At 56.0% G+C, this 24,436-nt stretch carries 29 protein-coding genes; 22 read left to right on the top strand and 7 right to left on the bottom strand.

Going from position 1 to position 24,436, the window contains the following annotated elements; translation table 11 throughout:
* Positions 1–46: 46 nt before the first annotated feature.
* Positions 47–679, bottom strand: coding sequence for a cAMP-activated global transcriptional regulator CRP (crp, locus tag ACOTZF_RS16575; protein WP_000242758.1), 633 nt, complete (start codon positions 677–679; stop codon positions 47–49).
* Positions 680–989: 310 nt separating this feature from the next.
* On the opposite strand from crp, the gene ACOTZF_RS16570 reads away from it, so the two are divergent.
* Positions 990–1,394, top strand: coding sequence for an OsmC family protein (locus ACOTZF_RS16570; RefSeq protein ID WP_028027906.1), 405 nt, complete (start codon positions 990–992; stop codon positions 1,392–1,394).
* A 66-nt stretch (positions 1,395–1,460) separates the two neighbouring features.
* Here ACOTZF_RS16570 and ACOTZF_RS16565 read toward each other — a convergent pair whose 3' ends face one another.
* The 3 genes from ACOTZF_RS16565 to ACOTZF_RS16555 are packed head-to-tail and all read right to left on the bottom strand — an operon-like array spanning position 1,461 to position 3,598.
* Positions 1,461–2,330: a phosphoribulokinase gene (locus tag ACOTZF_RS16565; RefSeq protein WP_013099054.1), complete on the bottom strand. Its 870-nt coding sequence runs from the start codon at positions 2,328–2,330 to the stop codon at positions 1,461–1,463.
* Positions 2,331–2,360: 30 nt separating this feature from the next.
* Positions 2,361–2,579, bottom strand: coding sequence for a YheU family protein (locus ACOTZF_RS16560; protein WP_013099053.1), 219 nt, complete (start codon positions 2,577–2,579; stop codon positions 2,361–2,363).
* Positions 2,576–3,598 carry a hydrolase gene (locus ACOTZF_RS16555; protein ID WP_013099052.1) on the bottom strand — a complete coding sequence of 341 codons (1,023 nt, stop codon included), beginning with the start codon at positions 3,596–3,598 and terminating at the stop codon, positions 2,576–2,578. Before ACOTZF_RS16555 ends, ACOTZF_RS16560 begins: the two co-directional genes overlap by 4 nt.
* A gap of 228 nt (positions 3,599–3,826) precedes the next feature.
* Here ACOTZF_RS16555 and mdcA point away from each other — a divergent pair, with 228 nt between their 5' ends.
* The 8 genes from mdcA (at position 3,827) to mdcH (ending at position 10,873) form a co-directional block, all read left to right on the top strand.
* A complete protein-coding gene (mdcA, locus tag ACOTZF_RS16550) occupies positions 3,827–5,482 on the top strand; it encodes a malonate decarboxylase subunit alpha (RefSeq protein ID WP_013099050.1) in 1,656 nt (551 codons plus the stop codon).
* Positions 5,482–6,339 carry a triphosphoribosyl-dephospho-CoA synthase gene (locus ACOTZF_RS16545; RefSeq protein WP_013099049.1) on the top strand — a complete coding sequence of 286 codons (858 nt, stop codon included), beginning with the start codon at positions 5,482–5,484 and terminating at the stop codon, positions 6,337–6,339. Before mdcA ends, ACOTZF_RS16545 begins: the two co-directional genes overlap by 1 nt.
* Positions 6,340–6,348: 9 nt before the next feature.
* Entirely contained in the window at positions 6,349–6,648 is a 300-nt protein-coding gene (gene mdcC / locus ACOTZF_RS16540) for a malonate decarboxylase acyl carrier protein (protein WP_129252525.1), read from the top strand.
* Positions 6,641–7,474 carry a biotin-independent malonate decarboxylase subunit beta gene (locus ACOTZF_RS16535; RefSeq protein ID WP_129252523.1) on the top strand — a complete coding sequence of 278 codons (834 nt, stop codon included), beginning with the start codon at positions 6,641–6,643 and terminating at the stop codon, positions 7,472–7,474. Before mdcC ends, ACOTZF_RS16535 begins: the two co-directional genes overlap by 8 nt.
* A complete protein-coding gene (gene mdcE / locus ACOTZF_RS16530; protein WP_129252559.1) occupies positions 7,474–8,274 on the top strand; it encodes a biotin-independent malonate decarboxylase subunit gamma in 801 nt (266 codons plus the stop codon). Before ACOTZF_RS16535 ends, mdcE begins: the two co-directional genes overlap by 1 nt.
* 123 nt (positions 8,275–8,397) lie before the next feature.
* Positions 8,398–9,357: an AEC family transporter gene (locus ACOTZF_RS16525; RefSeq protein WP_129252521.1), complete on the top strand. Its 960-nt coding sequence runs from the start codon at positions 8,398–8,400 to the stop codon at positions 9,355–9,357.
* Between the two features lie 2 nt (positions 9,358–9,359).
* Positions 9,360–9,977 (top strand): malonate decarboxylase holo-ACP synthase, encoded by a 618-nt coding sequence (locus ACOTZF_RS16520; RefSeq protein WP_114519293.1) that lies wholly within the window; start codon positions 9,360–9,362, stop codon positions 9,975–9,977.
* Positions 9,977–10,873, top strand: coding sequence for a malonate decarboxylase subunit epsilon (gene mdcH, locus ACOTZF_RS16515; RefSeq protein ID WP_023619824.1), 897 nt, complete (start codon positions 9,977–9,979; stop codon positions 10,871–10,873). The genes ACOTZF_RS16520 and mdcH overlap by 1 nt, the downstream gene beginning before the upstream one ends.
* A 62-nt stretch (positions 10,874–10,935) precedes the next feature.
* Here the strand turns inward: mdcH and ACOTZF_RS16510 are convergent, their stop codons facing one another.
* On the bottom strand, positions 10,936–11,868 hold the full coding sequence (locus ACOTZF_RS16510) for a LysR family transcriptional regulator (protein ID WP_013099042.1): 933 nt from the start codon (positions 11,866–11,868) through the stop codon (positions 10,936–10,938).
* A gap of 15 nt (positions 11,869–11,883) precedes the next feature.
* Positions 11,884–13,788, bottom strand: a complete 1,905-nt coding sequence (locus tag ACOTZF_RS16505) for an ABC transporter ATP-binding protein (protein ID WP_013099041.1) — start codon at positions 13,786–13,788, stop codon at positions 11,884–11,886.
* 138 nt (positions 13,789–13,926) lie between these two features.
* Between ACOTZF_RS16505 and kefG the strand changes: the two genes are divergently transcribed.
* The 4 genes from kefG to slyD all read left to right on the top strand — a co-directional run bounded on the left by kefG (position 13,927) and on the right by slyD (position 17,176).
* Entirely contained in the window at positions 13,927–14,478 is a 552-nt protein-coding gene (gene kefG, locus ACOTZF_RS16500; protein ID WP_029882146.1) for a glutathione-regulated potassium-efflux system ancillary protein KefG, read from the top strand.
* On the top strand, positions 14,478–16,283 hold the full coding sequence (gene kefB / locus ACOTZF_RS16495) for a glutathione-regulated potassium-efflux system protein KefB (RefSeq protein ID WP_020690480.1): 1,806 nt from the start codon (positions 14,478–14,480) through the stop codon (positions 16,281–16,283). Before kefG ends, kefB begins: the two co-directional genes overlap by 1 nt.
* Positions 16,284–16,296: 13 nt before the next feature.
* Complete coding sequence (locus tag ACOTZF_RS16490) at positions 16,297–16,497, top strand: YheV family putative zinc ribbon protein (RefSeq protein ID WP_013099038.1); 201 nt, start codon at positions 16,297–16,299, stop codon at positions 16,495–16,497.
* Positions 16,498–16,591: 94 nt separating this feature from the next.
* Positions 16,592–17,176: a peptidylprolyl isomerase gene (gene slyD, locus ACOTZF_RS16485; protein ID WP_013099037.1), complete on the top strand. Its 585-nt coding sequence runs from the start codon at positions 16,592–16,594 to the stop codon at positions 17,174–17,176.
* Positions 17,177–17,227: 51 nt separating this feature from the next.
* On the opposite strand, the gene ACOTZF_RS16480 is transcribed toward slyD, so the two are convergent.
* Positions 17,228–17,446, bottom strand: a complete 219-nt coding sequence (locus ACOTZF_RS16480) for a protein SlyX (RefSeq protein ID WP_003861693.1) — start codon at positions 17,444–17,446, stop codon at positions 17,228–17,230.
* A 238-nt stretch (positions 17,447–17,684) separates the two neighbouring features.
* Between ACOTZF_RS16480 and fkpA the strand changes: the two genes are divergently transcribed.
* From fkpA to ACOTZF_RS16435, 9 genes are all read left to right on the top strand, one after another.
* The gene (fkpA, locus tag ACOTZF_RS16475; protein ID WP_129252518.1) at positions 17,685–18,506 is read left to right on the top strand and encodes an FKBP-type peptidyl-prolyl cis-trans isomerase; all 822 of its coding nucleotides are present in this window, start codon (positions 17,685–17,687) and stop codon (positions 18,504–18,506) included.
* 166 nt (positions 18,507–18,672) lie between these two features.
* A complete protein-coding gene (locus tag ACOTZF_RS16470; RefSeq protein ID WP_003861697.1) occupies positions 18,673–19,395 on the top strand; it encodes a helix-turn-helix transcriptional regulator in 723 nt (240 codons plus the stop codon).
* Complete coding sequence (gene tusD / locus ACOTZF_RS16465; RefSeq protein WP_129252516.1) at positions 19,395–19,781, top strand: sulfurtransferase complex subunit TusD; 387 nt, start codon at positions 19,395–19,397, stop codon at positions 19,779–19,781. The genes ACOTZF_RS16470 and tusD overlap by 1 nt, the downstream gene beginning before the upstream one ends.
* On the top strand, positions 19,781–20,140 hold the full coding sequence (gene tusC, locus ACOTZF_RS16460; RefSeq protein WP_013099034.1) for a sulfurtransferase complex subunit TusC: 360 nt from the start codon (positions 19,781–19,783) through the stop codon (positions 20,138–20,140). The genes tusD and tusC overlap by 1 nt, the downstream gene beginning before the upstream one ends.
* A gap of 7 nt (positions 20,141–20,147) precedes the next feature.
* The gene (gene tusB, locus ACOTZF_RS16455) at positions 20,148–20,435 is read left to right on the top strand and encodes a sulfurtransferase complex subunit TusB (RefSeq protein ID WP_013099033.1); all 288 of its coding nucleotides are present in this window, start codon (positions 20,148–20,150) and stop codon (positions 20,433–20,435) included.
* Between the two features lie 124 nt (positions 20,436–20,559).
* Positions 20,560–20,934: a 30S ribosomal protein S12 gene (rpsL, locus tag ACOTZF_RS16450; RefSeq protein ID WP_000246815.1), complete on the top strand. Its 375-nt coding sequence runs from the start codon at positions 20,560–20,562 to the stop codon at positions 20,932–20,934.
* A 96-nt stretch (positions 20,935–21,030) separates the two neighbouring features.
* Positions 21,031–21,501: a 30S ribosomal protein S7 gene (gene rpsG / locus ACOTZF_RS16445; RefSeq protein WP_003861706.1), complete on the top strand. Its 471-nt coding sequence runs from the start codon at positions 21,031–21,033 to the stop codon at positions 21,499–21,501.
* 96 nt (positions 21,502–21,597) lie between these two features.
* Positions 21,598–23,712 (top strand): elongation factor G, encoded by a 2,115-nt coding sequence (gene fusA / locus ACOTZF_RS16440; RefSeq protein ID WP_029882142.1) that lies wholly within the window; start codon positions 21,598–21,600, stop codon positions 23,710–23,712.
* Between the two features lie 69 nt (positions 23,713–23,781).
* Positions 23,782–24,436 (top strand): GTP-binding protein (locus ACOTZF_RS16435; RefSeq protein ID WP_421636121.1); only part of this gene is annotated, 655 nt, incomplete at its 3' end.

The following is a 24,436-nucleotide window of genomic DNA, read 5'->3' as shown; positions in this document are numbered from 1 at the left end:
ACAAAAACGGCGTGACACCTTGCGATGGCACGCCGTTTTATCGGGATTAACGGGTTCCGTAAACCACGATGGTTTTACCGTGGGCGGAGATCAGGTTCTGATCTTCCAGCATTTTCAGGATACGGCCCACTGTTTCACGGGAGCAACCGACGATCTGACCAATTTCCTGGCGGGTAATTTTAATTTGCATGCCGTCAGGGTGGGTCATAGCGTCTGGCTGTTTCGCCAGGTTCAGCAGGGTCTGCGCGATACGGCCGGTCACGTCCAGGAAGGCGAGGTTACCCACTTTCTCTGATGTCACCTGCAGACGGCGAGCCATCTGCGAAGAAAGACGCATCAGGATGTCAGGGTTAACCTGAATCAACTGACGGAATTTCTTGTAGGAAATTTCAGCCACTTCACATGCTGTCTTTGCACGAACCCAGGCGCTACGTTCCTGGCCTTCTTCAAACAGGCCCAGTTCACCGATAAAATCGCCCTGGTTCAGATAAGAAAGGATCATCTCTTTCCCTTCTTCATCTTTGATCAGCACTGCCACCGAGCCTTTGACGATGTAATACAACGTTTCCGCTTTTTCACCCTGGTGAATCAGCGTGCTCTTCGATGGGTACTTATGAATGTGGCAATGAGACAAGAACCATTCGAGAGTCGGGTCTGTTTGCGGTTTGCCAAGCACCATGCGCTGTTATCCTCTGTTATAAGCTGTCACCAGAGTCATAAGATGCATCCGGACTCTGGGGTTGCAATCGAATTCTTACCCATACCTGGGAAGTCGGCTGTCGTAACGTTTCGCAGCCAGTAAAGTTTGATGTCCTCTGCATACATGTGTAACGTCAATGTATTACTGTAGCATCCAGAGTGTTTTAGCATAGCTTTCGCCGCGTGTCTCCTGGTGTCTCGCTTCAGCATGACGCAGGTCGCCTTCCATTGCGAGAAATGTAACGCACGCGTAATCTGTCACCAAAAATGCAACGTTGGAGCTAATGAATATGCAAGCGCGCGTGAAATGGGTAGAAGGTTTAACGTTCCTGGGCGAGTCCTCGTCGGGACACCAGATTTTGATGGACGGTAACTCCGGCGATAAAGCACCCAGCCCAATGGAGATGGTGCTGATGGCGGCAGGGGGATGCAGCGCGATTGACGTGGTGTCGATTCTGCAAAAGGGCCGTCATGATGTGACCGACTGTGAAGTCAAGCTCACGTCAGAACGTCGCGAAGAGGCGCCACGCCTGTTCACGCACATTAACCTGCATTTTGTTGTCACCGGGAAAGCGCTGAAAGATGCTGCCGTCTCACGCGCGGTGGATCTGTCTGCGGAAAAATACTGCTCTGTGGCATTAATGCTGGAGAAAGCCGTAAAAATTACCCATTCGTATGAAGTGATCGAGGCGTGATTGACGGGGCATCGTGCGTGTTGATGCCCTCACCCTAACCCTCTCCTACCGGGAGAGGGAATATGATTATGCGATCTGTTTCCCTTCCATCAACCGCTGCACCAGCGGCGTCATGATCAGCTCCATCGCCAGCCCCATTTTTCCGCCGGGCACCACTAACGTATTCATGTGAGAAATAAACGAACCCTGCAGCATCGCCAGCAGCCAGGGGTAATCGATGCCGTCGAGATTGCGGAAATGGATCACCACAAAGCTCTCATCCAGCGACGGGATACTTTTGGCCGCGAACGGGTTGGAAGTGTCCACCGTCGGCACACGCTGGAAGTTGATGTGGGTGCGGGAAAACTGTGGTGTCAGGTAATTGATGTAATCTTCCATTGAGCGCACAACCGAATCCATCACCGCCTCGCGTGAATGGCCGCGCTCGCTGATGTCTCGCGTCAGCTTCTGGATCCACTCCAGGTTCACGATTGGCACCACGCCGACCAGCAGATCCACATGTCGCGCCACGTCGTGATGCGGCGTCACCACGCCGCCGTGCAATCCTTCGTAAAACAGCACGTCGGTAGGTTCCGGCAGCGGCTGCCAGGGAGTAAAGGTGCCCGGGACCTGATTCCAGGGAACGGCTTCGTCGTAGGTGTGCAGATACTTGCGGGACTGGCCTTTGCCGCTTAGACCGTACTCCTGAAACGTTTGCTCCAGCAGGCCGAAGTCATTGGCCTCCGGGCCGAAGTAGCTGATGTGTTTGCCCAAATCACGCGCTTTGCGGATGGCCATGTCCATCTCCGGGCGCGTATAGCGGTGAAAGCTGTCGCCTTCGACCTCCGCTGCGCGGAGATTCAACTGGGCGAAAATCTTGCGAAACGCGAGGCTGGTGGTGGTGGTTCCCGCACCACTCGACCCCGTAACGGCAATAACCGGATGTCTGGCAGACATAGCAACTCCCTGACTGGAAAGGTTGAAAGATCAGCCGTGAAACGCGTTGCGGGGCATGATATTGACCGTCTCATGCAGTTCAGACCACACCAGCACCACGTCGCCGCTTTTAAGCTGGCGTTTAACATCGTTGACCTTTTGCTCAAGCGAGCGTTCATGTTCACCATAATCGGTGCCTTCACGCAAGACAAAGCTTTCAATCAGATTATCGAGCGTTTCGGGCGCCAGATCCTGCCAGGGGATAATCATGTTGCACCGTCCAGGTAAGGGGTTAACCAGTCAGGAATGCGCGTCTCCAGCCACATTTTCGGGCGACGCAGCGTTCCGCCGACAAACCCCACGTGACCGCCGTGCTCGGTCAGCTGGTAGTGAACGTTGTCGGGCAGAAATTCCTGTGCAGGGATGGAGTGATGATCCATAAACGGGTCATCTTTCGCGTGAATGATCAGCGTCGGCTGAGTGATCTTGCTGAGCAGCGGCATGGCGCTGCACTGACGATAGTAGTCAATGGCATCGGCGAACCCATGAATTTTGGCGGTGATCAGGTCGTCGAACTCACGAATGCGGCGGACCTTTTTCAACTGACGCAGGCTTACTGGCAGGGTATCCGGATAGGCCTTCAGCTTGCGCGCCGCATTGGCTTTTAGCAGGTTGAGCAGGTAGCGCTGATAGACCCGGGAAAAGCCTTTCTCCATGTGGTAGCTGCACTGTTCCAGCATGAAGGGGGCAGAGACAATCACCGCGGCATTCAGCGGTACCGCGTCTCCCTCTTTAGCCAGCAGACAGGCCAGCATATTTCCGCCGAGCGAATAGCCCACCGCCGCCGTCGGCACAGTGCCGAAATTATCCCGCAGCCAGTGCAAAAACCAGGTGCCATCTTCGGTTTCGCCGGAGTGATAGATGCGTTTCTGACGATTCGGCTCGCCGCTGCATCCCCGAAAATGCATCACCACGCCCAGCCAGCCGCGCGCTTTTGCCGCCTGGATTAACCCATGGGCATACGGGCTGTGCAGGCTGCCTTCCAGACCGTGAAACACCACCAGGCGGGGTTTATGGCGCGCCTGTTCGGGATCTTCGCTCCAGGCGAGATCCAGAAAATCACCGTCCGGCAAATCCAGCCGCTGCCAGTGCGGAGTGAACTGCACCTTGCGGCGGATCAGGCGCGGCAGCATGGTCTGCAGGTGGCAGTTGGCCACGCCGCGCATGGGCACGAAATCAGTGCTGTCTTCGGCGGTGAGGTCGAAGTCTGAGGGAATGATTTGGGTCATAAGGGCGATGCTGATTCTTGTCAGAAATTTACTATACCTTCCGAATTGTACCCCGTTTAGCCTGGTTTTCCGAAGCATGAACTGATCCCGATCACAAATATTTACCTTGATTATTACTCTCAGGCTAATGATTCCACTCTACGCTTAATTGATGCCTTTTCCGCCAGGGTGCAGACTTTACTCAGCGTTAAGCAAATCAAAATGATGTGCTGAATCAGGAGGTTAATAATGTTATCTGGGCAAATACCCACCCGGCAATGGAACACCCGACGCAGCGAAAAAGCGCGTCGTCTGGCCTCCGTACCGGTGCAGGGCAAGGTTCTGCCAACCGGCGACCTTGTCGCCATGCTGGAAAAGCTGATCGCGCCAGGCGATAAGGTCGTTCTGGAAGGCAACAACCAGAAGCAGGCGGATTTTCTTTCCCGCTCGCTGGCCGAAGTAAACCCGCAAATTGTGCATGACCTGCACATGATCATGCCAAGCGTTGGCCGCAGTGAACATCTGGATATCTTTGAGAAGGGCATTGCCCGTAAGCTGGACTTCTCCTTCTCCGGCACACAGAGCCTGCGCATCTCCCAGCTGCTGGAGGATGGTCAACTCGAAATCGGTGCTATTCATACCTATATCGAACTGTATTCGCGTCTCTACGTCGACCTTTCACCAAACGTGGCGCTGATCGCCGGGTTTAAAGCAGACCGCAAAGGCAATCTCTACACCGGGGCAAGTACCGAAGATACCCCGGCGCTGGTGGAGGCCGCCGCGTTCCACGATGGCATCGTCATCGCACAGGTTAACGAGCTGGTGGACGACGAATGCGACCTGCCGCGCGTTGATATCCCAGGCTCCTGGATTGACTACGTGGTGGTGGCCGACAAGCCATTCTTTATCGAACCGCTGTTTACCCGCGACCCGCGCCTGATCAAACAGGAACATATCCTGATGGCGATGATGGCCATCAAAGGCATCTACGCTGAACACCAGGTGCAGTCTCTGAACCACGGGATCGGTTTTAACACCGCGGCAATTGAGCTGCTGCTGCCCACCTACGGTGAACAGCTCGGCCTGAAGGGCAAAATCTGTAAACACTGGACGCTGAACCCGCATCCGACGCTGATCCCGGCAATTGAAAGCGGCTGGGTGGAGAGCGTGCACTGCTTCGGCGGCGAACTGGGGATGGAAGAGTACATCCGCGCCCGTCCGGACGTGTTCTTCACCGGTGCTGACGGCTCCATGCGCTCCAACCGCGCCTTCTGCCAGCTGGCGGGCCAGTACGCGGTGGATATGTTTATCGGCTCAACCCTGCAGGTGGATGGTTACGCCAACTCCTCAACGGTGACCCGCGGTCGTCTCTCCGGCTTCGGCGGCGCGCCGAACATGGGCCATGATCCACACGGCCGTCGCCACGCCACTCCGGCCTGGCTGAACATGATCACCGAACCCGACCCGATGCAACGCGGTAAAAAACTGGTCGTACAGATGGTGGAAACCTTCCAGGCGGGCGTGAAGCCTACCTTCGTGGAAAAACTGGACGCCGTTGACGTGGCGAAAGCCTCCGGCATGCCGCTGGCACCGGTGATGATTTACGGCGATGACGTCACCCACGTGCTGACGGAAGAGGGGATTGCCTACCTCTACCGGGCAAAAGATCTGGAAGAGCGTCGCGCCATGGTCGCAGCCGTGGCCGGTATCACCGATATTGGTCTGGGCGTGGATGCCAGACGCGTGGCGGAACTGCGCCAGAGCGGCAAGGTCGTGTACCCGGAAGACATGGGGATTCGCCGTACTGATGCCACCCGCTCTCTGCTGGCGGCGGGCAGCGTGGCTGACCTCGTTGAGTGGTCCGGCGGTCTCTACAACCCACCTGCGAAATTCCGGAGCTGGTAATGACACTTCTGCCCCAGATTCAGGTTGAAGGCGGTGCCGAATGGCTGGCGCGAACCGCCACGCAGTGTCTGATTGACGAAGCACGCTTAAGCCCGAAACCCGGTCTGGTGGACAGTCGGGGGAACGGCGCGCACCACGATTTATCGCTTGCGCTGATGGAGCGCTCCGCGCACAGCCTGACCTCCACGTTTCAGGCGCTGGCGCAGCAGAGCTGGCAGCGTCCGGCGGATATTGCCCTACGGCAAACCGTTGGCCGCCTTGGCCGTGAAGGCGAACGGCAGATGATGATCGCCACCGACGGCGTGAATACGCACCGTGGCGCAATCTGGGCGCTGGGGCTGCTGGTGAGCGCGGTGGCGATGCTGGGCGGCGATGCCCGCGCGCAAACCGTCGCTAACACCGCCGCACAGCTGGCGAAACTCCCGGACGACGCGGCACCGAAGGTGTTCAGTAAGGGGTTACGCGCCACGCACCGCTACCGCGTACCGGGCGCGCGGGAAGAGGCTCAGCAGGCGTTTCCGCACATCATGCAGCGCGCGCTGCCGCAGCTTCGCCTGAGCCGTCTCAACGGCAGCAGCGAAACAAACGCCAGACTCGACGCGCTGATGGCAATCATGACCTCGCTCACCGATACCTGCGTGCTGTCGCGCGCTGGAATGGAGGGGCTGGACGCCATGCAGAACGGCGCCCGGGCGGTACTGAACGCCGGAGGATGCGCAACGCTCGCGGGGCAGCAGGCGCTGGCGCGGTTAGATCGCCAGATGCTGACGCTCAATGCCTCACCGGGCGGTGCCGCCGACCTGCTTGCCGCCACGCTGTTTCTTGACCGTGTCGAAACGCCCTATTCAAAGCATTAAGAGGATGTTATGGAAAAAATCACATTGACCATGCCAGCCAGCCGCACGTTAAGCGGCCGGGCGCTGGCAGGGGTAGTTGGATCCGGGGATATGGAGGTGCTGTTCTCCGCCGAACCGGGCCAGACCTTAACCATTGATATCACCACCTCCGTCGACAACAGCCGCGGACGCTGGGAGGCATTATTCAGCCGCCTGGAGACCGTCAGCAGTCTGCCCGCAGGCAAACTGACCATCCACGACTTTGGCGCGACGCCGGGCGTGGCGCGCATTCGTATCGAACAGGTTTTTGAAGGGGTGAGCCATGCGTGATGACAGCAGCTTTATCGAATTAAAAGCGCGCCAGCGTGCGCAGGCGTTGCTCGACGAGGGCAGCTACCGCGAACTGCTGGATCCGTTTGCAGGCATTATCTCTCCGTGGTTGGGGCCACAGGGCATTGTGCCGCAGGCCGATGACGGCATGGTGGTCGCGAAAGGGACTATCAACGGCCAGCCTGCGGTCGTCGTGGCGATTGAAGGCGCGTTCCAGGGCGGCAGCATGGGCGAGGTCTCCGGCGCGAAAATGGCAGCAGCACTGGAGCTGGCAGCGGAAGATAACCGCAACGGCATTCCGACTCAGGCGGTGCTGTGCCTCGAAACCGGCGGCGTACGCCTGCAGGAAGCCAACCTCGGCCTGGCGGCGATTGCCGATATCCACGCGGCGATTGTTGACCTGCGTCGCTACACGCCCGTTATCGGGATTGTGGCCGGAACCGTGGGCTGCTTCGGCGGGATGTCCATCGCCGCAGCGCTTTGCAGCTACCTGATTGTGACCCGCGAAGCGCGTCTGGGGTTAAACGGCCCACAGGTTATTGAGCAGGAAGCGGGCATTGAAGAGTACGACTCCCGCGACCGTCCGTTTATCTGGAGCATGACCGGCGGTGAGGTGCGCTATCAGAGCGGGCTGGTGGACGCGCTGGTCGGCGACGGCGTGAATGCGGTGAAAGCCGCGATGAACGAGGCCATCGCCAAAGGCATCCCGGCGAAACATCGTACCGATAACTACGACGATTACCTGAACCGCCTGATGAATTTCGACACCCGCAAGCAGGCCGATGCCGAACAGATTAACGCGCTTTTTGCCCGGGAGGTGAAATGATGAGTAACGCAATGAGCCGTGGCGAACTCTGGCTGGACATTCTCGCCCCGAATGCAAAACGTGTGGAAGGGTTATGCCCGTCCGTGCAGGCGGCAGACGGCGAGCTGAACGGTGAAACGGTGCGTTTTATCGCCGTAGTGCCGGATGCCAACAACCACTTCCCGCGCGCGGCGAAAGGGGAAGTCGGTCTGCTGGAAGGCTGGACGCTGGCGAAAGTGGTCAGCGAAACCGTCGCGGCAGATGCTGATAAAGCCGTTAAACGCCCGATTGTGGCGGTGATCGACGTCCCAAGCCAGGCTTATGGCCGTCGCGAAGAGGCGTTTGGTATCCACCAGGCGCTGGCAGGCGCTGCGGCCGCCTACGCCAACGCGCGCCTGGCGGGTCATGCGGTGATTGGCCTGATTGTGGGTAAAGCCATGTCCGGCGCGTTTCTGGCGCATGGTTACCAGGCCAACCGACTGATTGCTTTTAACGATAAAGGCGTGCTCATCCATGCCATGGGGAAAGCGTCTGCCGCGCGGATCACCCTGCGCAGCGTGGAGGCGCTGGAAAAACTGGCCGCCACTATCCCACCTATGGCGTATGACATCAGCAACTACGCCACGCTGGGGCTGCTCTCGAGCCTGCTGGATATCAGCAACCCGGATGCCCCATCCGATAGCGACCTGACGCTGGTGAAAACCACCCTGCAACAGGTCATCAGTGACGCTCGTCAGGATCCGACGCTGAAAAGCCGTCTGGGTGCTGACAATCGCCGCAGCTCGGCGCTCGTACGCGAACGTATGCGCGCCAGCTGGTAAGTAAAAAGAGACCTGCCAGATGCACAACCTCACGGGCGTATCCGTTACGCCCGTGCGGGAAACTGCATCCTGAAAATAATAATCATCGCGCCAGTGCTACTTCTTTTTAATCACAGGTGATTTATGACTTACGTAATTGTTCATGCTCTCGCACCGATTTTCGTCATCATGCTGCTGGGATTCTGGGCCGGTAAGGCAAAGATGGTCGATAACAAAAATGTTTCCCTGCTCAATATCTTCGTCATGGATTTTGCGCTGCCTGCCGCGCTGTTCAGCGCGACCGTGCAAACCCCGTGGACCGGTATCGTGGCGCAGTCGCCGCTGATCCTGGTACTGACTCTGGCGATGTGGATCACCTACGCAGCCATCTATTTCCTTGCCACGAAGGTCTTTAAAAAATCCCCTCAGGATGCGGCCGTGCTGACGCTCACCGTCGCGCTGCCAAACTATGCGGCGCTTGGTCTGCCGATTCTGGGCAGCGTGCTGGGTGAAGGATCTACCACGTCTCTGTCTGTGGCGGTCTCTATTGCCTGCGGGTCCGTGCTGATGACGCCGTTCTGTCTGCTGATCCTGGAGCGGGAAAAAGCGCGCGCTGAGGGCAATATCTCCGGCTCAACCCTCTCTATGCTGCCGGTGCTGATGTGGCGATCCATTAAAAAACCGATCGTGATGGGGCCTCTGCTGGGTGTGATTTTATCCGCCATCGGCATCAAAATGCCGGAACTGGTCCTCTCTGCAATTAAACCGTTGGGGCTGTCTGCCACCGCTGCGGCGCTGTTCCTGACTGGGGTGATCCTCTCTGCCCGTAAGCTGCAGATCAACACCATGGTGATCACTTCCACCATCGCTAAGCTGCTGATCCAGCCAGCCATTGCCTGGGGTATCGTTTTAATCTTCGGTCTGCACGGCTCCGTGGCGATCACCGCCATTCTGATGATTGCGCTGTCCGCGGGTTTCTTCGGGGTCGTGTTTGGTAACCGCTTTGGCGTGCAGTCACCGGATGCAGAAGCGGTACTGCTGTTAAGCTCAGTCCTGTGTATCCTGTCGCTGCCGCTGTTTATCTCGCTGACTTCAGGAATGTAATCATGACCACAACATTACGCCCCCACGACCTCATCTGGCTTACCTCGCGCGACGCGCTGGAAGGTATTACTGAAACCTGGGTGGATGCCGCCTGGCATACCGGCCTGCCGGTGGTGGTGCGGCGTGATGTTGATAACGATGGCCGAATCCCCGTTGGCGTGCGCGGACTGCGCCGCGACCAGCGGGCGGCCGGATGGGTGAAGCCCGGGAATGTGTTACGCGTGGTGTCACCTGAAGAGCTGTGCGCCACCGCCGATCTGCTGCGTTCGCCGTTTGTCACCCAGCCACCGGTTCAGGTGGCGTTACAGCTTGCGCAGCAGCCGTGGCCTTGGACATGGGGTATAACCGGCAGCACCGGCTATGCGCTGGCGACCGGCATTCCGGTGATCCATGCCGACAGCGATCTTGATCTGCTGATCCGCGCCCCGCAGCCGATATCACCCGACGCGTTTACCGCCTGGCAGTCGCAGTTGAGTGGTGCGCTGTGCCGGGCTGATACCCAGGTGGATACACCAGAGGGCGGATTCGCGCTGGCGGAGTGGCTGCGCGATGGCAAAACGCTGCTGAAAACCCGCCGTGGGCCACGCCTGGTGGCAGACCCATGGCGCAGGGAGGAGTGATGAAAATACTGTTTACCTTTCCGGGGCAGGGTACGCAGCATGAAGGTATGCTGCAAAACCTGCCGGGAACGGAACTGGCTCAGGCGCGTGAGGTGCTGGGTGCCGAAGTTGATACGCTGGATAGTGCCGCCTCGTTAACCCATACCCGTGCGGTTCAGCTTTCTCTGCTGATTGCTGGCGTGTCCTGGGCGCGCGAGCTGGAGCGACGTGACGTGTCGCCTGACATCGTCAGCGGTTTATCGATTGGTGCTTATCCCGCGGCGGTAGTAGCAGGGGCGCTGGAATTTACGGACGCCCTTAAGCTGGTGGCGCTGCGTGGCGATCTGATGGAACAGGCCTGGCCCCACGGCTACGGCCTGACGGCCATCATGGGCTTAACCCTGCCGCAGGTGGAACAGCTTATCGAGGGTAGCGGAACGTATATTGCTAACCTGAATGCCGAAACGCAGATCGTCATTGCCGGATCCGATGAAGGGATGGCGCAGGTGGCAAAACGCGCTCTGGAAAAGGGGGCGAGCAAAGTGCAAAGGCTGGCAGTCAGCGTGCCATCCCATTGTGAACTGCTGGCGAAGCCGGCACAAAAGCTGGCCTCGGCGTTTGAAGCGGTCACCCTTTCCCGACCGCGCTGTGCGTATCTGAGCGGCAGCACCGGACGCGTGCTCTGGCAGCCGGAGAAAATCGCGGACGATCTTGCCATGAACATGGCGCGCACCGTGCGCTGGCAGGAGGCGGTGATTGCCGCGAATGAACGTGAAGCCCGGCTGGCGATCGAGATGCCGCCCGGTGGCGTCCTGACCTGCCTGACACGTCAGGCGGCGTGGGAAGGGGAGACCATATCACTCGAGCGCAGCGGTGTGGATGTGGCGGTGCATCTGGCAGGAAGGCTTCGTTCGTGAATTTTTAGCCCGGTGGCGGCTACGCCTTACCGGGCCTACGGGTTCGGTTGCCTTGTTTTGTATCACACACTTTCCTGCAGGCTGCGCGCATACATCCGCCCTTCGGCGGCTAATGCCCGCAGGCTCGGGTCCTGCTCGCGGTTGCGGGCGAACACAATCGCGATAAGCTGCTGCATCTGGTACGGTTCTGCCAGCTTCAGTAGCTGCACCGAATTTTCGTAGACCTTCTTCATCCTGCCCGGCATCAGCGTAAAGCCGACGCCCGCCTGAACCAGACTGAGCATTGAGAAAATGTCATTCACGCGGGTGACGATTTCCGGTTCAAATCCGGCGATATGAAATGCTTCCTGGAACCCCGCATAGGTGGCAAACCCTTCTGCCAGCGAGACAAATTTCTGATCTTTGTAATCGCGTAAATCCGCCAGCCCGCTGGTATTCAGCGTGGCAGAGGCAGGCGCGGCCAGGAAAATGTCATCATGAAACAGGGGCAGGACTTCAAGGCTGTTGCGGTCGATATTGCTTTCGGAAATAGAGATGAGGATCGCGTCCAGCGTACCGTCGTCAAGCATATGCAGCAACGTATCGTTAGAGCCCATCGTCAGATCCATCTCCAGATCCGGGCGACGCAGCTTCATGCCCATGATCAGGCGCGGCACGGTTTCCAGCGTCAGCGAGTAGAGCGTGCCGACGCGCAACCGTCCCTGACCAATACCGGCGACTTTACGGGACTCTTCCAGCCCGCGCTCCATCACCTGCATAACCTCCTGACAATACTCCAGCAGCGTCCAGGCGGACGGAAGGGCAATCAGGTTACGTCCCTTATGGGTAAAGAGCGGACAGCGGACGTTCTCTTCCAGAGTATGCAGTGCACGATGCACGCTGACGCCGCTCAGACCCAGCGTTTCGGCAGTACGCGCGATATTGCCCTTCTCCATAAACGTCATGAAGATGCTGAGCTTACGGAATGTAATGTCGCTCGTGATATCGAAACCCATAACCCTCCCGGCGTGTCAGTCAGCCTGCAGCATCGCTTCCAGCTGTTCCTGGGCATCCAGCCATGCCATTTCGCACTCTTCGAGGCTGGATTTGGTCTTCGCCTGGGTTTGCAGACAGTCGGTCAGCTCCGCTTTACGGCTCTGGTCATACAGTTCGCTGTCGCCCAGCTTCTCTTCAACGGCGGCAAGCGTGGCGTTGAGCTTTTCCATCTCTTTTTCGAGACGGGCAATCTCTTTACGCAGTGGTTGAGTCTGAGTACGCAGTTCAGCTTCACGACGCTTCTGATCTTTACGCGCCTGCGCGCTGTTGGCGTTCTCTTTCGCCGACTCTTCCGGCTGGTTCTCTTGCTTCTGCACGTCCGTCAGCCACTGCTGATAGTCTTCCAGGTCGCCGTCAAACGGCTCGACTTTTCCGTCGTGCACCAGATAGAGATCGTCCGTGGTGGAGCGGATCAGGTGACGATCGTGCGAGACCACAACCAGCGCGCCCTCAAACTCAATCAGCGCTTCGGTCAACGCCTGACGCATGTCGAGGTCGAGGTGGTTGGTCGGTTCATCGAGCAGCAGCAGGTTCGGGCGCTGCCAGACGATCAGCGCCAGCACCAGACGCGCTTTTTCGCCGCCGGAGAAACGCTCTGTGTTTTCAGTGACCTTATCACCCTGGAAGCCAAAGCCGCCGAGGTAGTCGCGCAGCTTCTGCTCCATCTCCTGCGGCGCCAGGCGCGCCAGATGCTGGATAGGGGATTCATCCGCGCGTAAAAATTCCAGCTGATGCTGGGCGAAGTAGCCCAGCTTGATGCCTTTCGCCAGACCGATTTCGCCGCTTACCGGGTTAAGCTCGCCCGCCAGCAGTTTGATGAGCGTTGACTTACCGGCACCGTTACGCCCCAGAAGACCAATGCGCGAACCCGGCACCAGGTTGAGTTTGATGGAGTCGAGGATGATGCGATCGCCGTATCCGGCGCTCACTTTTTCCATCTTCAGCAGCGGGTTTGGCAGGCTCTCCGGCTCGCGGAAGCTAAAGTGGAACGGGTTATCCACATGCGCCGGGGCAATCATCTCCATGCGTTCCAGCATCTTGATGCGGCTCTGGGCCTGCTTGGCCTTTGAGGCTTTGGCCTTGAAGCGGTCAACAAAACTCTGCAGATGCGCCACGCGCTGCTGCTGGCTTTCGTACATCGCCTGCTGTTGAGCGAGGCGCGTTGCGCGCTGGCGTTCGAAAGAGCTGTAGTTACCGGTGTACTCGAACATATTTTGCTGTTCGATATGAATGATTTTATCCACCACCGGATCGAGGAAGTCGCGGTCGTGGGAGATCAGAATCAGAGTGCCCTGATAGCTCTTGAGCCACTTCTCCAGCCAAATGACCGCATCGAGATCGAGGTGGTTGGTCGGTTCATCGAGCAACAGCAAATCGGAGCGGCAGATCAGCGCCTGCGCCAGGTTAAGACGCATACGCCAGCCACCGGAGAAGTCGCTGACGGGACGTTCAAGCTGTTCGTTGCTGAACCCCAGGCCGTGGAGCAGGCTGGAGGCGCGGGAGCGAATGGTCCACGCGTCGATGGCGTCCAGCTTGCCGTGGACGGTGGCGATGGCGTGGCCATCGTTGCGCTCGTTGGCGGCGTTCAGTTCCGCTTCCAGCTTACGGTATTCACGATCGCCATCAATAACATAGTCGAGCGCCGGCTCACTCAGGGCGGGCGTCTCCTGGTTTACCCAGGCGAGCTGCCAGTTTCCCGGATAAGTAAAGTTACCGCCATCCGCGCTAATCTCGTTTTTCAGCAGCGCCAGCAGGGTGGATTTACCGCAGCCGTTTTTGCCGACCAGACCCACTTTTTGACCTGGATTAATGGTGGCGGTGGCGTTATCCAGCAGGACGCGCACGCCGCGGCGAATTTGTAACGAGGAGAAAACAATCATAGAAGCGCCGTATGTTCCGACTATGTTAATTTGTCATTATGATAATGTAAGGTGTGGGCCATTTTCCGCACCGGGCCGCCATGGTAGCCCAAAACAACGACGATACACAAAAACAGAAACAGAACCGGGAGGGGAGTGATGTCTCAGACAGCAAAAGTGCTGCTGCTGTATGCCCATCCGGAATCTCAGGACTCGGTGGCAAACCGCGTCCTGCTTAAGCCGGCTACTCAGCTCAGTAACGTGACGGTGCACGACCTCTACGCGCACTACCCTGATTTCTTTATCGATATTCCGTACGAGCAGGAATTGCTGCGTCAGCATGATGTGATTGTGTTCCAGCATCCGCTCTATACCTATAGCTGTCCGGCCCTGCTGAAAGAGTGGCTGGATCGGGTGCTGAGCCGGGGGTTTTCCAGCGGGGTGGGGGGCAACCAACTGGCGGGAAAGTACTGGCGTAGTGTGATTACCACCGGTGAGCCGGAGAGCGCCTACCGCTACGATGGCCTTAACCGTTATCCGATGAGCGATATCCTGCGACCGTTTGAACTGACGGCGGCGATGTGCCGTATGCACTGGATGAGCCCGATTATTGTCTACTGGGCACGGCGTCAGGATCCGAAGGCGCTGGCGAGCCACGCCAGAGCGTACGGAGAATGGCTGGCATCACCGATTCCGGCAGGAGGGCGTTAATGGAAGGATCGAATTTACTCCTCGCCGGGGTGCTGTTTTTGTTTGCCGCGGTGGTGGCTGTACCGTTGGCCGCACGGCTCGGTATTGGCGCGGTACTCGGGTATCTGCTGGCGGGGATCGCGATTGGCCCCTGGGGGCTGGGATTCATCAGCGATGTCGATGAAATTCTCCATTTCTCCGAGCTGGGTGTGGTCTTCCTGATGTTCATCATTGGCCTGGAGCTTAATCCGTCAAAGCTGTGGCAGCTCCGGCGCTCTATCTTTGGCGTTGGTGCGGCGCAGGTGCTGTTCAGCGCGGCCATTCTGGCCGGGTTGCTGATGCTCACTGACTTTTCGTGGCAGGCGGCGACCATCGGCGGTATTGGCCTTGCCATGTCCTCAACGGCGATGGCATTGCAGCTGATGCGGGATAAGGGCATGAACCGCAGTGAGTCGGGGCAACTGGGCTTTTCGGTGCTGCTGTTTCAGGATTTAGCGGTGATCCCGGCGTTAGCGCTGGTGCCGCTGTTGGCCGGGCCGGGTGACGATCACTTTGACTGGGCAAAAGTCTCCATGAAGGTGCTGGCTTTTGCGGGCATGCTAATTGGGGGACGTTTTCTGCTGCGGCCGGTGTTCCGCTTTATCGCCGCGTCAGGCGTGCGCGAGGTGTTTACCGCTGCAACGCTGCTGCTGGTATTAGGCTCTGCGCTGTTTATGGACGCGCTGGGGCTGTCGATGGCGCTGGGTACGTTTATCGCCGGGGTGCTGCTCGCCGAGAGCGAATACCGCCACGAACTGGAAATTGCGATCGAACCCTTTAAAGGGCTGCTGTTAGGGCTGTTCTTTATTTCGGTGGGCATGGCGCTCAATCTCGGTGTGCTCTATACCCATCTGCTATGGGTTATTGTGAGCGTGGCTGTGCTGGTGGCGGTGAAAACGCTGGTGCTGTATGTCCTGGCGCGTATATCCGGGCTGCGCAGTTCGGAACGTATGCAGTTTGCCAGCGTGCTAAGCCAGGGGGGAGAGTTCGCGTTTGTGCTGTTCTCTACGGCATCGTCCCAGAAACTGTTCAAAGACGATCAGATGGCGCTTCTGCTGGTGACGGTCACGCTGTCGATGATGACCACGCCGCTGCTGATGAAGCTGGTGGATAAACTGCTGTCGCGCCGCTTAAACCCGGCTGACGATGAAGACGAAGCCCCGTGGGTGGAAGACGATAAGCCGCAGGTGATTGTGGTGGGGTTTGGCCGCTTCGGGCAGGTGATTGGTCGTCTGCTGATGGCGAACAAAATGCGCATCACGGTGCTAGAGCGGGATATCAGCGCGGTCAACCTGATGCGCAAATATGGATACAAGGTTTACTACGGCGATGCGACGCAGCTCGAACTGCTGCGATCCGCAGGTGCCGAGGCGGCGGAGTCGATCGTCATTACCTGTAACGATCCGGAAGATACGATGAAGCTGGTCGAACTCTGCCAGCAGCATTTCCCGCATCTGCATATTCTGGCGCGTGCGCGGGGTCGTGTTGAAGCGCACGAACTGTTGCAGGCGGGTGTGAAACACTTCTCGCGTGAGACGTTTTCCAGTGCGCTGGAGCTGGGGCGCAAAGCGTTGATTTCGCTGGGTATGCACCCGCATCAGGCGCAGCGGGCCCAGATGCACTTCCGACGGCTGGATATGCGAATGCTGCGCGAGCTGATGCCCGTACACACGGATACGGCGCAGATTTCCCGCGTGCGGGAAGCGCGTCGCGAGCTGGAGGAGATTTTCCAGCGCGAGATGCAGCAGGAACGACGCCAGCTGGACGGATGGGACGAATTTGAATAAAGGGTAACCAAATATGGCTGTACGTAAACGCTTTATTGCGGGCGCAAAGTGCCCTTCCTGCCAGGCGCAAGATACTCTGGCAATGTGGCGTGAAAATAATATTGATGTTGTTGAGTGTGTTAAGTGCGGCCACCAGATGCGTGAGGCCGACAAAGAAGCGCGCGATCATGTACGCAAAGAAGAGCAAGTGATCGGCATTTTTCATCCGGACTAGCGATATGCCCTGAGTTTTTTTAAGCTAAAGGGTACACGGGTGCAGATTTCCGCTACAATCTGCGCCAGCAATTTTCCCACGCTCAGGAGATATCATGAAAGTAGCAAAAGACCTGGTGGTCAGCCTGGCCTATCAGGTACGTACAGAAGACGGTGTGTTGGTTGATGAGTCTCCGGTGAGTGCGCCGCTGGACTACCTGCATGGTCACGGTTCCCTGATTTCCGGCCTGGAAAACGCGCTGGAAGGTCATGAAGTTGGCGATAAATTTGACGTTGCTGTAGGCGCGAACGACGCATACGGCCAGTATGACGACAACCTGGTTCAGCGCGTTCCTAAAGACGTGTTCATGGGCGTTGACGAACTGCAGGTTGGCATGCGCTTCCTGGCGGAAACTGACCAGGGCCCGGTTCCGGTTGAAATTACTGAAGTTGAAGACGACCACGTTGTGGTTGATGGCAACCACATGCTGGCTGGCCAGAACCTGAAGTTCAACGTAGAAGTTGTCGCTATCCGTGAAGCAACCGAAGAAGAGCTGGCTCATGGCCACGTTCACGGTGCGCACGGTCACGACCATGACCACGATCACGGCCATGACGGCTGCTGCGGTGGCCACGGCCACGACCATGGTCACGACCACGGTAAAGGTGGTTGCGGTAACGGCGGCTGTGGCTGCCACTAATTCCGTATAACGGAAAATAAAAAAGCGGGATTATCCCGCTTTTTTTTCGCCTCAATAGTGAGGTGGTGGCGTCTCTTCAGACTGTGAGGCGATGTTTGACGGCTGCGTAGCCTTCAGCTTTTCCGTCAGCAGGCGCATATGATCCCGCAGTTTCGCCATTTCGAGTTCATGCGCGGTCACGGTCTGGTTAAGCTCTTCGATGGTGATGTCCTGAAAAGCCAGGCGGCTTTCCAGTTCAGCCAGTCTCGCTTCAATCGTTGTGTCCTTCATCATTCACCTCGTCTGTTTCTGATTCGCCATAATGGGCCAGCGGCGGCGAAGTTTAACTGAGTTTGTTCCTTAGTGCAGTATCCATCCCTTTGGCAAGAAACTTATTTAAACAAAAATAGTCTTAAAAGTGGCGAGAATCGGGAGAGTCTGTCTGTAGATTTCTTCCACAACGTTTTATAGTACGTAGCTCATTTACGTTTAATGCTGGGGTGAGAGTCCCCAGGCCCTGGAGATATGGATGAAATCACTGTTTAAAGTAACGCTGCTGGCGACGACGATGGCTGTTGCGCTGAACGCGCCGCTGTCCTTCGCTGCTGATACTGCTGCGAAGCCTGCTGCAACTGCAGACAGCAAAGCGGCGTTCAAAAATGACGACCAGAAATCTGCCTACGCACTGGGCGCATCTCTGGGTCGTTACATGGAAAATTCTCTGAAAGAACAAGAGAAACTGGGCATCAAACTGGACAAAGCTCAGCTGATCGCGGGTGTTCAGGATGCGTTTGCTGATAAGAGCAAACTGTCTGACCAGGAAATTGAACAGACTCTGCAGGCGTTCGAAGCGCGTGTGAAAGGTGCCGCTCAGACGAAGATGGAAGCGGACGCGAAAGACAACGAAGCGAAAGGCAAAGCCTACCGCGATACCTTTGCTAAAGAGAAGGGCGTAAAAACCTCTTCTACCGGCCTGGTATACAAAGTTGAGAAAGAAGGTACCGGTGATGCACCGAAAGACAGCGATACTGTCGTGGTGAACTACAAAGGTACGCTGATCGACGGTAAAGAGTTCGATAACTCCTACACCCGCGGTGAGCCGCTCTCCTTCCGTCTGGATGGTGTGATCCCAGGCTGGACCGAAGGTCTGAAAAATATCAAGAAAGGCGGTAAGATCAAGCTGGTTATCCCACCGGATCTGGCCTATGGCAAAACCGGCGTTCCGGGTATCCCTGCCAACTCTACGCTGGTGTTTGACGTAGAGCTGCTGGATATCAAACCGGCACCGAAAGCCGATGCGAAACCAGAAGCGCAGGCAGATCAAAAAGCTGCCGCAGACTCGAAGAAGTAATGTGATGAAAACCGCCGCCTTTAAGGCGGCGGTTTTTTTTATTGTGGGGCAGATATAATTAACACTGGAAAGTGCCAGGTACGCTGTATTAATTTAGTTGTCCGTGTAGATAATGAGCCTGCCCTGAAAACCTAACGACAGGCTCCTGAAAAGGAGTGTTTTTTTCATGTCCAGGTCGCTTTTAACCAACGAAACCAGTGAACTTGATTTGCTGGATCAACGTCCTTTCGACCAGACCGACTTCGATATTCTGAAATCCTACGAAGCGGTGGTGGACGGGTTAGCGATGCTCATTGGGTCCCACTGCGAAATCGTATTGCACTCCCTGCAAGATCTGAAGTGTTCCGCCATCCGCATTGCTAATGGTGAGCATACTGGCCGTAAAATTGGTTCGCCAATTACCGACCTTGCATTGCGTATGCTGCATGACATGACCGGCGCGGACAGCAGCGTCTCCAAATGCTATTTCACTCGCGCCAAAAGCGGCGTGCTGATGAAATCAGAAACCATTGCTATTCGAAATCGCGAGCATCGTGTGATCGGACTGCTGTGCATCAACATGAACCTTGATGTGCCATTCTCGCAAATCATGAGCACCTTTATTCCGCCTGAAACGCCAGACGTGGGCTCTTCTGTTAACTTTGCTTCTTCAGTTGAGGATCTCGTCACGCAGACGCTGGAGTTCACGATTGAAGAGGTGAATGCCGATCGCAACGTATCGAACAACGCCAAGAACCGTCAGATCGTGCTGAATCTCTATGAAAAAGGCATTTTTGATATCAAAGACGCCATCAATCAGGTGGCTGACCGCCTGAATATTTCCAAACATACGGTCTACCTCTATATTCGCCAGTTCAAAAGCGGTGATTTCCTGGGGCAAGATAAGTAATGCGTTTTGCGTTAATGGTGACAGGCCCGGCGTATGGCACTCAGCAGGCCAGCAGCGCGCTGCAATTTGCCCTGGCGCTGCTAAAATCCGGACATGAACTGGTGAGCGTCTTCTTCTATCGGGAAGGGGTCTATAACGCGAACCAGTTTACGTCGCCGGCCAGCGATGAGTTTGATCTGGTGCGCGCCTGGCAGGCGTTAAATGAGACGCAGGGTGTTGAATTGCATATCTGCGTGGCAGCGGCCCTGCGTCGTGGTGTCGCTGATACAACCGAAGCCGCGCGTCTTGGTTTAGCCGGTTCCAACCTGCAGCCCGGATTTACGCTAAGTGGTCTGGGCGCGCTGGCGCAGGCTGCGCTCACCTGTGACCGAGTGGTGCAATTCTGATGAAACGCATCGCGTTTGTTTTTACCACTGCCCCGCACGGTAGCGCATCGGGCCGAGAAGGGCTGGATGCGCTGCTCGCGACATCTGCATTGACCGAGGAGATCGGCGTCTTCTTTTTAGGGGACGGGGTGTTTCAGCTTCTGGCGGGCCAGCAACCGCAGGCGATTTTGATGCGGGATTACATCGCCACCTTTAAAGTGTTGCCGCTGTACGACATTGAAACCTTCTATGTGTGTGCCGACTCGCTGGCCGCTCGCGGATTAGATGAGAAGACGCCTTTTGTTCTGGATGTCACGTGCCTGTCTTCTGCTGCGCTGCGCGAACAACTCTCTCACTACGACACTGTTCTGACTTTCTGAGGCTGCCATGCTCCATACCCTGAGCCGCTCACCGTGGCAATGTGATATCGACACGCTACTGAGCATGCTGCGCGAAGGTGATGACCTGCTGCTGATTCAGGATGGTGTACTTGCTGCGCTGGAAGGCAGCCGTTTCGTTGAAATCCTCACGAATGCCCCCATAACTGTCTCTGCGCTAAAGGACGATCTGGATGCGCGGGGTCTTTCTGGTCAAATTTCAGCCAAAATTGACGTGGTTGGCTATACTGATTTCGTCAATCTTACTGTGACGCACGCCAGTCAAATGAACTGGTGATTTGAGATCGCTGTATATTTCTTGACACCTTTTCGACGTAGCCCTAAAATTTCGCGTCCTCATATTGTATGAGGTCGTTTTATTACGTGTTTACGAAGCAAAAGCTAAAACCAGGAGCTATTTAATGGCAACAGTTAACCAGCTGGTACGCAAACCACGTGCACGCAAAGTTGCAAAGAGCAACGTGCCTGCGCTGGAAGCATGCCCGCAGAAACGTGGTGTATGTACTCGTGTGTATACCACCACTCCTAAAAAACCAAACTCCGCACTGCGTAAAGTATGCCGTGTGCGTTTGACTAACGGTTTCGAAGTGACTTCCTACATCGGTGGTGAAGGTCACAACCTGCAGGAGCACTCCGTGATCCTGATCCGTGGCGGTCGTGTTAAAGACCTTCCGGGTGTTCGTTACCACACCGTTCGTGGTGCGCTGGACTGCTCAGGTGTTAAAGACCGTAAGCAGGCTCGCTCCAAGTACGGCGTGAAGCGTCCTAAGGCTTAATGGTTCTCCGTTAAGTAAGGCCAAACTGATTTATCTTAATGTCAAACTAAACTCGTAGAGTTTTGGACAATCCTGAATTAACAACGGAGTATTCCCATGCCACGTCGTCGCGTCATTGGTCAGCGTAAAATTCTTCCAGATCCGAAATTCGGATCAGAACTGCTGGCAAAATTTGTAAATATCCTGATGGTAGATGGTAAAAAATCTACTGCAGAAGCAATCGTATACAGCGCGCTGGAGACCCTGGCTCAGCGTTCTGGTAAAAATGAACTGGAAGCTTTCGAAGTCGCTCTCGACAACGTTCGCCCAACTGTAGAAGTTAAGTCCCGCCGCGTTGGTGGTTCTACTTATCAGGTTCCAGTTGAAGTTCGTCCGGTTCGTCGTAATGCCCTGGCAATGCGTTGGATCGTTGAAGCTGCTCGTAAACGCGGTGATAAATCCATGGCTCTGCGTCTGGCGAACGAACTTTCTGATGCTGCAGAAAACAAAGGTACTGCAGTTAAGAAACGTGAAGACGTTCACCGTATGGCAGAAGCCAACAAGGCGTTCGCACACTACCGTTGGTAATCCCTTCGGAGTATTAGTCACCAGGCGGGCGCTTCAGAGAAGCTGCCCGCTCTGGGTTACTTAACTGAACGCCTAAAGAAACAAACGAGGAATCAAATGGCTCGTACAACACCCATCGCACGCTACCGTAACATCGGTATCAGTGCGCACATCGACGCCGGTAAGACCACTACTACCGAACGTATTCTGTTCTACACCGGTGTAAACCATAAAATCGGTGAAGTTCATGACGGCGCAGCCACCATGGACTGGATGGAACAGGAGCAGGAGCGTGGTATTACTATCACCTCCGCAGCGACTACTGCATTCTGGTCAGGTATGGCTAAGCAGTACGAACCGCATCGCGTAAACATCATCGACACCCCAGGGCACGTTGACTTCACCATCGAAGTAGAACGTTCCATGCGTGTTCTTGACGGCGCGGTAATGGTTTATTGCGCAGTTGGTGGTGTTCAGCCACAGTCTGAAACCGTATGGCGTCAGGCGAACAAATATAAAGTTCCACGCATCGCGTTCGTTAACAAAATGGACCGTATGGGTGCTAACTTCCTGAAAGTTGTTGGCCAGATCAAAACCCGTCTGGGCGCGAACCCTGTTCCGCTGCAGCTGGCAATTGGTGCTGAAGAAGGCTTCACCGGCGTTATCGATCTGGTGAAAATGAAAGCCATCAACTGGAACGATGCAGACCAGGGCGTTACCTTCGAATACGAAGATATCCCGGCTGAGATGCAGGACCTGGCTGACGAATGGCACCAGAACCTGATCGAATCCGCTGCTGAAGCTTCTGAAGAGCTGATGGAGAAATACCTGGGTGGTGAAGAACTGTCTGAAGAAGAGATCAAAAAAGCTCTGCGTCAGCGTGTTCTGAACAACGAAATCATCCTGGTAACCTGTGGTTCTGCGTTCAAGAACAAAGGTGTTCAGGCGATGCTGGATGCGGTAGTTGACTACCTGCCATCCCCGGTTGACGTTCCTGCGATCAACGGCATCCTGGACGACGGTAAAGATACTCCGGCTGAGCGTCACGCAAGCGACGACGAGCCGTTCTCTGCACTGGCGTTCAAAATTGCTACCGACCCATTCGTGGGTAACCTGACCTTCTTCCGCGTTTACTCTGGTGTGGTTAACTCCGGTGACACCATCCTGAACTCCGTGAAAGCGGCGCGTGAACGTTTTGGCCGTATCGTACAGATGCACGCTAACAAACGTGAAGAGATCAAAGAAGTTCGTGCGGGCGACATCGCTGCAGCTATCGGTCTGAAAGACGTGACCACCGGTGACACCCTGTGTGACCCGGATCACCCGATCATTCTGGAGCGTATGGAATTCCCTGAGCCGGTAATCTCCATCGCGGTTGAACCAAAAACCAAAGCTGACCAGGAAAAAATGGGTCTGGCTCTGGGCCGTCTGGCGAAAGAAGACCCATCATTCCGCGTATGGACTGATGAAGAATCTAACCAGACCATCATCGCAGGTATGGGTGAACTGCACCTGGACATCATCGTTGACCGTATGAAGCGCGAGTTCAACGTTGAAGCGAACGTGGGTAAACCTCAGGTTGCTTACCGCGAAGCGATTCGCGCGAAAGTTACCGATATCGAAGGTAAACACGCTAAGCAGTCTGGTGGTCGCGGTCAGTACGGTCACGTTGTGATCGACATGTACCCACTGGAGCCGGGCTCTAACCCGAAAGGTTACGAGTTCATCAACGACATCAAAGGTGGTGTAATTCCTGGCGAATACATCCCTGCCGTTGATAAAGGCATCCAGGAACAGCTGAAAGCGGGCCCTCTGGCTGGCTATCCGGTTGTTGACATGGGTATCCGTCTGCACTTCGGTTCTTACCACGACGTTGACTCCTCTGAACTGGCGTTTAAACTGGCTGCGTCTATTGCCTTTAAAGAAGGCTTTAAGAAAGCAAAACCAGTTCTGCTTGAGCCAATCATGAAGGTTGAAGTAGAAACTCCTGAAGAGAACACCGGTGACGTTATCGGTGACTTGAGCCGTCGTCGCGGTATGCTGCGCGGTCAGGAATCCGAAGTAACTGGCGTTAAGATCCACGCTGAAGTTCCGCTGTCTGAAATGTTCGGATATGCAACTCAGCTGCGTTCTCTGACCAAAGGTCGTGCATCATACACCATGGAATTCCTGAAGTATGATGATGCGCCTAACAACGTTGCTCAGGCCGTTATTGAAGCCCGTGGTAAGTAATCCACAGGATTAAAACCTAAGTCCCGTGCTCTCTCCTGAGGGGAGAGCACTATAGTAAGGAATATAGCCGTGTCTAAAGAAAAATTTGAACGTACAAAACCGCACGTCAACGTTGGTACTATCGGCCACGTTGACCATGGTAAAACTACCCTGACTGCTGCAATCACTACCGTTCTGGCTAAAACCTACGGTGGTTCTGCTCGTGCATTCGACCAGATCGATAACGCACCAGAAGAAAAAGCTCGTGGTATCACCATCAACACCTCTCACGTTGAATATGACACCCCGACTCGCCACTACGCACACGTAGACTGCCCAGGCCACGCCGACTATGTTAAAAACATGATCACCGGTGCTGCGCAGATGGACGGCGCGATCCTGGTAGTAGCTGCGACTGACGGCCCAATGCCTCAGACTCGTGAGCACATCCTGCTGGGTCGTCAGGTAGGCGTTCCTTACATCATCGTGTTCCTGAACAAATGCGACATGGTTGATGACGAAGAGCTGCTGGAACTGGTAGAGATGGAAGTTCGTGAACTGCTGTCTCAGTACGATTTCCCAGGCGACGATACCCCAATCGTTCGTGGTTCTGCTCTGAAAGCGCTGGAAGGCGAAGCAGAGTGGGAAGAGAAAATCATCGAACTGGCTGGCTACCTGGATTCTTACATCCCAGAACCAGAGCGTGCGATTGACAAGCCATTCCTGCTGCCAATCGAAGACGTAT

Source organism: Enterobacter cloacae complex sp. SHL021, from assembly GCF_049237765.1.
GTDB lineage: Bacteria > Pseudomonadota > Gammaproteobacteria > Enterobacterales > Enterobacteriaceae > Enterobacter > Enterobacter cloacae.
The sequence above is the reverse complement of the archived record's forward strand: the minus strand, read 5'-3'. Positions and strand labels throughout refer to the sequence as shown.